Origin of the sequence: Spiribacter salilacus, assembly GCF_009649225.1 — a bacterium.
Classification (GTDB): domain Bacteria; phylum Pseudomonadota; class Gammaproteobacteria; order Nitrococcales; family Nitrococcaceae; genus Spiribacter; species Spiribacter salilacus.
On record NZ_WJPP01000006.1, the window covers coordinates 39,252 to 50,332 of the forward strand.

Below are 11,081 nucleotides of genomic sequence, written 5' to 3' on the forward strand. Positions count from 1 at the left end.
CCAGCGCCACTTAGCCCAACGCCAGCAGCGCCCCCAATGGCCAACGCTAAAGAAACGGAGAACACCTCAGCACGAATCTGCTGATCGGCCTGCGCCTTTACCGTCAAACCGCGGGTAACATCAACATCGCTGGTGAGCACTTTGGCTTCAACGGCCCGTGCATTTGGGCTGATGCCAACGCGCTTCCAAAGATCGGTGTTGCCATAGTCTTGCTGCGCCAGGTCTTCGTTTTCTACGGGGTCTTCACCCAGGTAGCGATAGGTTTCACCGGCTCTTACGCCATGCAGCACCTTAACCACTTTGCCATTAGCCAGGCTGGCGATCTCACCCTCATCGGTGGTGTAGTCCGCCGTGACTGCGTTTTCCTGAATACCGATTTCATTGCGCGCCAGCGAAACACCTAACGACGCCCCCACGCCAGCCGTGCCACCGCCGCCGGCCGATAGTGCCAGCACCGCCACAAAGGCATTGATGCGTGCGGCATCTTCAGCATCCAGCACCACACTGCGCGTTGCGGTTATCGAGGCATCTTCTATCCATGCCCGCGTTGCACCGCCAATGAGGTTTTTGGCATCTGCCCCGGCGCCGGCTAGGGCCAAACCCGTGGTGCCCGCTAATCCGGCCGCTGCCGAGGCGGCAATCGCCGTTACCTCAATCACTGCGGTTGAACGCGCCTCAATCCGCACATCGCCACTGTTAACATTGGCGTCTTTAAGGCTCGCCTCAACCACCACATCAATACTGTTGCGGGCAATACTCGCGCCAATGGCCAACGCCCCGCCAGTGGACCCACCAAGCCCCGCTGCCAATGAAGCCGCGCCAGCAAATGCCAAAATACGCGAGGCATCCTCAGCCAATAGGTTCAGCCCTTGGGTATCCGCGGTACCCCCGCTAACCTGCGCACTCACACCCGCATGCACACGGTTGCGCACATCCACCCCAGAGCCAGCGGCACCAATCCCCACGCTGCCACCGCCGGCAATGGCCACCGAGCCACTAAAAACGTTGGCGGTAATCTGCTGGCCAGCACGCGCCTCGATGGCCGTCTGCCCAGTAATATCCAGTGAACTATTCACCACCCGGGCAATGGCCTCAGCGCGATCTTCTGCGCCATTGCCAATACGGTTATAAGCTACCGCTACCCCAATTGATGCGCCCACGCCCGTGGAGCCGCCCGCCCCTATGGCTAGCGAGGCCGTTAGAACACCCGCATTAGTACCGGTTGTTTGGCTAGCGTTTAAATCAAACCGATCAGCGCTCTTAACCGTGCTGCCACTGACTTCTGCCAGCGTATCGCCATTAACCCGGTTATCCGCCACCGCGGCACCGCCGCTCACCGACACGCTCGTGCTGCCGCCCGCTGCAAAGGAGAGACTCGCCGCCGTGGCCACGGCATTCACGGTATAGGCTGACACCTGCAACGCATCGGGCGCCGTGGCAGGGTCATTGATCTTCAGCTGATAGCTCCGCCCATCTTGATCGGTGAGCAGCCAGGCTGTGCCCGCATCAATCGTGGCCAGTTCAAAGGGCCGCTCATCGGTATCCTCCACGCTGTTGATTTCAACGCCGGCACTGCTTAGCGCTCCAGCCAACGCCGTGAGTACCGCACGATCAGCGGTTAAATCCTGCGCAAATTCATCGGCATCCGTGTCTGGGTTATCGCTTTCTTGCTCAGCGGCACCGTTGAGCGCGGCGGCTGAGAGTGCTGCATGTTCAGTCAGATCAATCGTGCCCAGCGGCGTGCTGCTCTGGTTGGCACGAATATCGATGGCACCGGTGCGGCTTTCAAGGCGACTCACATTAACGGCTCTGGCGCGCGCGTCAGTATCCACCTCGTTAAACGCCAGCGCTAAACCCACGCTAATGGCCACACCGGTACTGCCACCGAGTGCGCCGCTAATCGCGGCTGCGCCGGTTCGTGCATCTATGCCTGTGAGGTTTTCAGATCTAATGGAGATATCATCAGCAAGCAGTTGATTTAGCTGATTTACCTCAGCCACCACATCTCGATTAATCAGGTTCAATGTGACCGCGCCACCGGCGGCTACGGCAACCCCCGTGCCACTGCTCGCGCCAATGGCTACGCTGTTGGCAGCCACTACAGAGTTGATAAGCGATCGGGCATCGGCATGCACCACCAAGCTGCCTGCGATATCGATATCGGCATCTTCAATGCTTGCTGCAATACCCGCGGCGGCTGATATCAGATCAACTCGCTGCCACAGCGTACGGTCTTCAAAATTCTGGTTGGCTAGCACCAAATCGCTAACGGCTTTGCCGAGGTATTCATAGACCCCGCCGCGTAGTGGGCCATCGGTGATTTTGACGGTTTGCCCCGTGCTAAGCGCAGTAGGCGTATCGGCTTGGGTGTAATCTGCGGTGATATCGGTACGGCTGGTTTGGCCAATTTCGTTACGTGATACCGCCAGCCCCAGCGCCGCTGCCGGCGCGCTGCCACTGCCCAGCCCTACGGCCACGGAGGCCGCCGTTGCACGCAGGCGGGCTTCGATACGCGCCCGGTCTCGCGATTCAACCCGCAAATCACCCCCACTGCTTAGCGACACGCCGCTTAATACGGCCCGCGTGGCGCCATTAATGCGGTTAAAGCCCAGCGCGCCCGCCCCGGAGATGGCCAAGCCACTGCCGGATGCACTGGCGACTATCGCAATTGCCGTTGCTAACCCTTGGGCATTAATGGCCGCATCGCGCGTGGCTTTAATCTCAATATCGCCATCAACACGCAGAGACGGCCGCGTGGTCAGGCCATCGGCATCATCCCTTACCGCTGCGGTTACCGCATGGGTAATGGCGTTGCGTGCCATCGATACTGCAAAAGACAGTGCCTTAGCGGCACCTGCCTGACTTAAGCCTGCACTGGCAGCGGTAGCACTAACCCGCGCGGTAATATCGGTATCACCGGCGGCCAGCACTTTAAGGTCGCCATCAACACTTGCTTCATCGCCGTTATTACCCAGCTCCCAGCGGGCCTCTGTAGTGGCAGCAATTCGGTTAAGCGCCATCACCGGCGCCACCGTGAGTGTGGTGGCAGCGCCGCTGTCTGTACCAACGGCCACATCAAGCGCTAGGGCCTGATTGGCGATATGGGCACTAATGCTGCCATCGGCCGTTGCCAACACTTGCGCATTACCGCCAATATCGAGCGTGCTATTTTCAATACGCGCAAGCGTTTTTAAGGTTTCAAGCCCGCCTAAATTGGTGCCAAGCAGGGTATCCACCACGTTTTCAAAAAGATTAGCGGGGCGATAGCCGATGGTATTAAACGCCAGCGTAATGCCAACGGATACCGAGGCCTGTAGTTGGCTATCCACCTGCGCAATGAGGGTGCTGGCGGCATCGGCTTTAACCAGCAGATTGCCCCCGGTGGTGATTGTGCTGCCGAGCAGGCTTGCCTCACTGCCGCCTAGCACGGTATTGGTTGCGATAATGACATTGGCAGCCACAGTATCGGCCGTGGCCTGGGCGCGATTATCCGCTACCAACAGCGCCTCATCGAGCGCTTGAATTTGCAGGGCATCATTAAGCGTTAAGGTGGCGGCCTTAACCTCGGCCAGGCTCTGGCCCCGCACATCATTACGCGCGATAACCGCACCGATGCTACTACCTCGGGCGGCCGGACCAAAGGCCGCTTCTACCTCATCAATAGCCGCTAAGGCGGCATCATTGAGCAGACCATCTACATCCACCGCGCGCCAGCGATCGGTATTGAGGAAGTTCTCAGCGGAAAGATCGACCGTGTCGCCGGCATTGCCTTCATATACATAAATGCCGCGCGGCGCGGCTAATACTTTGCGCCAGCGGCTGGTATCGCTAAAGTCTTCCCGATCTAGCCGTACATCCGTCTCGCTTGAGGTGGCAATAAACTCATAAATGGCGCCGGCTTCACCACCGCCTATAGCCCAGTCCAGCTGCACCCGTTCACCGGTGCTGAGCTCGGCGGGGCGATCCAGCAATCGGTACTCTGCCTCACGAATCCCAACTCGCTCGCCACCTTGCAGGGTAAGCTCATCGGTATCGGCCATTGCCTCATCCCGATAGAGCGCCCCTAAAGCGCGCAATGCCGATGCCATGGCACCCTCACTACCGGTGGTGGCACTCAGTGCCGTATCTGCGATGATGCTGGCGGTATCCTGGGCATTGACCAGCGCATCAGCCGCCGAGCCGCCCTTTTCATTCAGTGTTGCCAGCGTATCGGTGGCAATCATGTTGCTTGAAAGCACAAAACCTGCGGCCAGCGATCGCCCGCCTGATTGACCACCACCCCCGGCAGCTGTTTCATTACCCAACTGCGCGCTAATGGCCGAATCATTAAGCGCCTCAATACGTAACCCACCGGTCAAATCCAGTGTTGAGTCGGTTACTTGTGCGCGCACAATCAGCGGATCGGCATCGCCAATATCGGTATTTGCCAGCGCCTCGGCCGTGGCGGTAAGCCAATCGGTGGCCTCCCAGCCCACGGTGTTAAAAGCTAAAGTGGCGTTAACCGCGTTGTCTCCCGCGCTCATAGCGCTGGTGTTTTTGGCCAGTAAATCGGTGGTGTTTGTTGCTTTAACGTGAAGATCACCTACCGTGGTGGTGATAGTTGCCGAATTTACTTTCGCATCCACTTGGCCCAGCACCCGGTTGGTGGCCAAAATGCCACCGGCGGCCAGCCCGGCACCGCTGCCCTCACCCACGGTGGCCGCGCCATCAAGCTGGGCATGAATGCGTGCTGATTCATCAGCCTGAATGTTGGCTGAGCCCACCTCAAGAACGGCCCTGGCAACCTGAGCCAGGGCCTTACCCTGCACATCGTTACGCGCAATCAAACCGCCAATGGCACTTGCCGAGGCGGGTTTTGCGTTTTGATCGGCCGGATCACCCAGCGCACTTAAGGCAAAGTCGCTCACCCGCTTGCCATCGTTGGCCCCAGTAAACTCGACCCGCCAGCGATCATCCTCCGCGCTAACCTCAGCGCCAACATCGGTTGCCGACAGCGCCGCGGCAATGGCCGACTGAATGCTGGCTGCCCCTGCGGTGCGCACTAGCTCTCGCGTTTCGAGGCCTTCGCCATTCACCGCAAAACTCAGCTTAAAGCGCTCGGTATCGGGCAGGCTAAACGCCCAGGCGGGGTTGGCTGGCGCCTCGCTACCGGCCGGCGCCATGGTTTGAACAGCTACAACTGAGTCGGCAGGATCTGCGGCGGCATCATCCCCATCGGGTACCGCATTAAACGGCAGGCTGACACCGAGGTCGTCTAAAAACCCGATAGCCTGATCGATCACACCACGATAGTCTTCTAGGCCCTCTGGCGTGATATCGCCCAAGCGCACATCCGGCAAGCTTTGCTCCAATGTGCGTGTGTCATCCACCAGCTGGTTAACATAGCCGCTGAGTGATGGCGGCAGCCATTGACCATAAAGCGCCGCCAGATCAAGCTCGGCAAAACCGCCGGTGTCATCCGTACCACTGGTTAACCAATCCACTTGGTTGGCCAAGGTGGCAATTGGCAAGGCCTCGTTAAAACGCGTACCGAGCAAAGAGAAGTCGATACTGGGGTCACGCAGCTTCACGCTCGAGGGCAAAAACGCCACGGCTTGGAGCAAGTTGGCCACCGTGGCGGCGGGGTCATCCGCAATTTCGATAACCAGCGGGGTGCCTTCGCCTGGATCAGCCAAATTGATGGTACCCAGTTCAAAGCTCTGCTCGGCAAAATCCCCATCAATGAGGCGCTCAAGCGGGGTATCCGCCAATAGCGTTTTTAAATTCAGCGTTAGCGCATTGCCGGCGGCCTCGTCTGCCAGCTTAAATTCCACGGGCTTATCAAATAAGCGCATGGCAAGCTTAGGCGGCTCAAAGGTAATGGTCTCTGGCAAAAACGGCTCGGGCGTCCAAACGGTAGATTCCTCGCCTTCGATGTAAATCGAATACTCCACACCCGGCAAGGCGGCCTGAAAATCATTGGCAACCAGGGCGGCCAGTAGCTCGCTGGTTTTAAGCTCGTCCCAGCCAAAATCAATCTGTACGCCCCAGTTCACCGTTTCACCAGCAAACTCGGTGCTGCCCAGTTGCTCACGCACCGTGTAGGCGGGAAGTTCCGGATCAGGCACCAGCAGCTCAAGATCAAGCCGCGGTGCAGCAAAACCGGCAATCGCACCGGGCTGCAAAGACAACACCCCGTCTGCAAAGCCAGCCGCTGCGGGGTTAGTACCCGCCCCATCCAAAAAGGAGAGCACGCTGAGATCTTCCCAGCCTAGGTTAAACCGCAGGCCCAACTCATGCACCGCATCGCCAATCGGCAACGTTGCCAGCGTCATGGCCCGCTCAAGGTTGGGCATATCGCCACTTAAGAAATCAATGAGCGCGCCCAGCTGCCCATCAAGCCCAGCCGGCGCCTCGCCAGGCAGGCCACTGCTGGCTTGCACAACGCCATCGGCCAAAATCTGCGGGGCATCGGTTGCTTTAACCACCAAATCGCCAGTTATTGAAACCACGCCATTGGTATCACGGATTTCGGCGATGGCCTCGCTGGCTACGCGGTTGGTGGCCAACACCAGGCCAGCCGCCACGCCATTGCCCGAGGCGGCGGCCGTGCTTTGTGTGTTGGCGTTGATGGTTGCCGTGGTTGCTGCCGTGATTTCCGCATCACCGCCCACGGTGATTTCAGCGCCGGTAACCCGCGCGGTAGCCGATAAGGGCACCGTGCTTTGTGGGCTACCACCCAGCAAAACACCCAACCCACTGGTCAGTAAATTGCCCGCCTGATGCCCGATACTATTAAACGCCAGCATTAGCCCTGCGGCACTACCGCTGGCATCTAGTGCTAGGGTGTTATCCGCATCAACCTGCCCATCTGCGGTGCTGCTGATCAGCAAATCACCATCAATAGTCAGGCTGCCACCCTGCAGCTCGGCCTGCGCCGACCCGAGCAGGCGATTCGAAGCAATAGCACCGCTTGCCGCAATGCCGCTGGCACCAGAGCCTTCTGCTGATGCGCTGATGCTGCCGCTGAGAACCGCGTTAATGCGCTGATTTTGCTTTGCGGTGATGGTGGCATTGCCACTCAGCGTGATCGCCGCATCTTTGGCCTGCGCAACCACGGTAGTGTTGATGTCGTTACGTGCCAGCACGGCACCGACGGCAACGCCACCGCCGGCCGCCAGCTGCACCTGGGCATCTATCGATGCGAGATCTTCAGCCTGTAATGTCAGGCTAGCGGCAGGGTTGGCAGCGGCGGTGTTGACCTGCCCACCAATCACTACTGCTTGTGTATCCGCCTCAACTCGGTTGCCGGCCAAAATCAGCCCCACGCCAGCACCGGCCTCTGAGGCCGCGGCGCCATCAATCAGTGAGGTGATGCCGCTTTGCTCACCCATCCCTGCCTGGGCACTAACCGTAACATCACCACCGGCGGTAATTGTGCTGCGCTCAAGGCGGGTGAGCGTGAGATTTTTATCGACACTGCCCAGTGCCCCGCCAAGCAGAGCATCCTTGCCCAGCGATAAGATATTTTGCGCGGCCACGCCGAGTACATTAAATGCCAGCGTTAAGCCCACCGCGGCGCCATCGGCACTGGCACTAGCAGTATTGGTGGCCTTAATTTGTGCGTTTTGTGTGCTAGTTAGTTCGATGCTGCCGTTGGCGGTGAGTGTGCTGTCTAGCAGACGATTTTCAACATCCGCCAGAATGAGATTAGTGGCCATTAAACCGCTTAGGGCAACACCGTCAGTGGCCTCTACCACGCCGGTTAAATCCGCAGTAATGCTGGCCTGCCCACTGGCTGTAAGCGAGATATCTCCACCCGCCTCCAGCGTAATCACTGAGAGCTGATTTTCAGCACCACCTCGCACATCGTTACGCGCCACCACCGCGCCAGCGCCCACGGGGCCGCCGGCGCCGGCGCTTAAATCAATGGAGGCAGTCACCGTTATGGCATCGCTACTCGTTAACGTGGCCTGCCCACCAGACTTCAGCGTGCTGCGCTCTAGCTGCAAGCGCGCGCGGCTGCTGATCAGATTGCTTGCCAGAACCACGCCGGCAGCAACGCCAGCGTCTGCTGCAGTAACTAGCGAGCTAAGGGTGCTCGTCAGACTTTGCTGGCTGGCAGCGCCCACCTGCAGATTGCCATCGGCCTCTAGCTCAGAATTTCGCACAATCACCCGCGCCTGCAGTGGCACCTCGGTGCCCAGCTCACTGCCAATCAGGGCATCGAGACTGCCGGCTAGCAGGTTCGGCGCGCTCCAGCCCATCACGTTAAAGGCAAGCACGCCACTTACGGATGCCTGCCCCCCTTGGGCCTCTGATTCGGTGGTTGCGCTCAGTTCCGCCGCATTACGCGCATCAACCACCAAATCGCCCGATGCCTTAAGGCTGCTATCGCTAATCGTTACGCCCACCGAGCCACGGAGCTGATTGACTGCGGCGATGCCGCTAAAACCGGTAGCCGTGGCCTCATCATCTGTGCCCGGCTGAACGCCATTAAGGCTGGCTGCAATAACCGCCGCATTGCGCGCTAAGATGCGCATATCGCTATTGGCGTTGAGCTGCGCGTTAGCGATGCTAATGGTTACATCGTGATTAAGGTCATTGCGTGCAATCAGCACCCCGCGGCCTGCGGTGGCGTTGGCCTGAATTTCGGCGGCATCGGAGGCCACCACAATCATCTCACCACCGATGTTATGGGTCACATCGGCGTCTAAATTAAGACTTACGGCCACATTCACATTGCCCAAGTTGCTACTGAGCAACAGCCCAAACCCGGGGTCATCCGCGCCATCATCCACAACCAGTGAGGTGCTTAACTGCGGGGCCGAGATGGCCTCAATGCGTAAATTGTCCGCCACCGTAAAGCGCGTGTTGGTGATGCCAACCTGCACCTCAAAGGCCTTGGCGGCATCGGCATCAGGCCGGCCCAATAAAGTGTCTGCGCCCAGTGCCCATAGCGAATCGGCCTCCCACCCCAGCGTATTGAGCGCAACGACGGCCGAGGCCGTAGTGCCCCCACCCCCCTCAACACTGGCGGTTAGGCTGGCGCGCTGCTGGGTGAGTACGGTGACGTTGCCCGCTGCCGTGGTGGTGATTTCACCACCGGTAAGCGTAATATTGGCCACGCCATTAAGCGTATTGCTTGCCGCTAGCGCGTTTACACCAAAGCTTGGCAAATCAACCGGCAGGTCAATTGGGGGCAGCAGCTCATCGATGGTAATCGCCTTAACCGATGCACTCAGCGTTGGCGCATAGTCAATGGCAACATCAATATCACCATTATTGGCCGATAAGGCGGTTTCATTTAGCGTAATGCGCGCATCGGCATCAAGCCGATTAACCGCCAACCCCGCGCCACTCCAGGCGAACGCCTCGGGTGTTTCAGCGGTGAGTGAAACGGATTGTTTGGCGTGTAAACGCAGCGGGCCATTTTGGGTGTCTATGTTGGCGCCATCAGCAGTAATTTCCGCCGCAGCGGCTACCGTATTGCCGGCCAAAATACCGGCAGACTGATAGCTTGTTGCCGTTTCAGCCACCAGGTGCACGCCGCCAGCAGTGCTTTGCAAGTTGGCAGCGCCTAAATCTACGCGCGCCAGCGTATCGCCTTCCACGCGGGCGTTCGTCTCGCTCACGCTGCCGGCAGTGGAGGCATTCAGCCGTATCCGCTCTGCTTGCAGCGAGGCATCATCTTCAAGGGTAATTTGCGCTTGCGCGGCATCATGCCGAGCATCAAGCGTGAGCGTTTTACCCGCCTCAAGCTGCCCCGATACCGCGATATTCCCGGTTTGTGAGAGCAAGGTGAGATCGCCGGTGGTGCTTAGTGAAGCGCCATTGCCAATTTCAATATCGCCACCCCTCACCAACACATGCCTGTCTTGAAAATCTAGGGTGTCGATAAAGCGAATCGTATAGCCCGCCGTGCCTTGAATGGTCAGCCCCGGTGAGGCATCCAGCGAAATCGTGTTTGTCATCAGCCCCGAGAAGGACAAACTCCCGAGCTCATCCTGCCGGATTTCGACCTGACCGCCCTCTTCAGCGGTTGTTGGAAGCGTAATTGTTTGACTCTCCAGCGCTTCAAGCACGAGTTTTGTTGGCGTTTCATCCAAGCGCAGCAGTGTGTCTTCAAAGCCCTGATCATGCAGCCCGTTGATGCGATCAAAACCGCCCTCAACCTCGCCATAGCGCATTAGCTCAAAGGTATCGCCCGCGCTCGGCTCATAGTCAGCGACAAAATCATCGATAAAGGAAAGATCCAAATCACCGTTTAGGCTTGCGCGCTCGGCCACATCGAGCTCATCGAACTCCGTGCCCGCCGTGGTTCCGCCTACCTCAAGCTCTAGTGTGCCGGTGCGATCCTGAGAGAATTCAGTAACGCTTAGGCTGCCGGGTGAGTGCCCCGGTGCCAGCGTACCGGCATTGTCGATCCGAATAGCCTGCTCGCCATCACCCTTTAGCGTTTCATCCGTTGCCACATTAACGCGCTCTTGCTCAGAGAGATCCTCCACATCAAGGGCAAGCTCCACCTTTTCGGCTTGCTCATCTTTGGGGATGGTTTCAACGTGGTTGGATTCTGGCTCATCCTCTGGCGCCATCACGCCGGCGGGCGAGAGCATGGGGTCGGCCGATAGAAGAATTCTTTGCTCTAAGGGTTCAAGGGCAAAAATATCCCGCGGCTGCTCAGCATCTGCAGCCCGATGGAGCGCCGTGGAAAGCCGTTTAAAAGATTGGAATACACCCATAGTCTCGCGAGTAAATCATACCCACGAGCGCGAACTTCTCACTTGCTCTCAGCGGCTAGGGCCACACGCTAAGTGGGAGCCCTCCACCCACATTTTATTCTGAATCGAGCTTATCAAGTAGTTCAAGGCCGCGTTTAACATCGCCTGATGCCGCCAGCGTTCGGAAACGAATTTCGCTGTCAAACTCAGCCAGTGTCTGCGTAGACATTTCTTCGATGAGCTTATTGACGCTCATCTTTTTACGACGAGCTAGCGCCTTCAAACGGCTGTGTTTGTCATCGGGTAGTCGGATGGTTAACGTGGCCATGGCATTATTCCTCTCGTAGCCATTACTATCCAATCTAAGATGGATGTCAACAA

The 11,081-nt window shown here is 58.3% G+C and carries 2 protein-coding genes (1 of these 2 only partly in view); both read right to left on the reverse strand.

The window, feature by feature from the left end:
• A protein-coding gene (locus GH984_RS10450; RefSeq protein WP_153720168.1) for a hemagglutinin repeat-containing protein crosses the window boundary here: on the reverse strand, nucleotides 1-10,721 show its 5' portion. Its footprint begins 21,571 nt before the window's first position; the window shows 10,721 of its 32,292 coding nt (coding positions 1-10,721); the start codon lies at nucleotides 10,719-10,721; its stop codon lies beyond the left edge, outside the window.
• Between the two features lie 94 nt (nucleotides 10,722-10,815).
• Entirely contained in the window at nucleotides 10,816-11,028 is a 213-nt protein-coding gene (locus GH984_RS10455; protein ID WP_153720169.1) for a toxin-antitoxin system HicB family antitoxin, read from the reverse strand.
• Nucleotides 11,029-11,081 lie beyond the last annotated feature (53 nt).

Coding starts and splice junctions, on each gene's coding strand:
- GH984_RS10455 (WP_153720169.1), bottom strand. CDS start 11,028: ATGGCCACGTTAACCATCCGACTACCCGATGACAAACACAGCCGTTTG.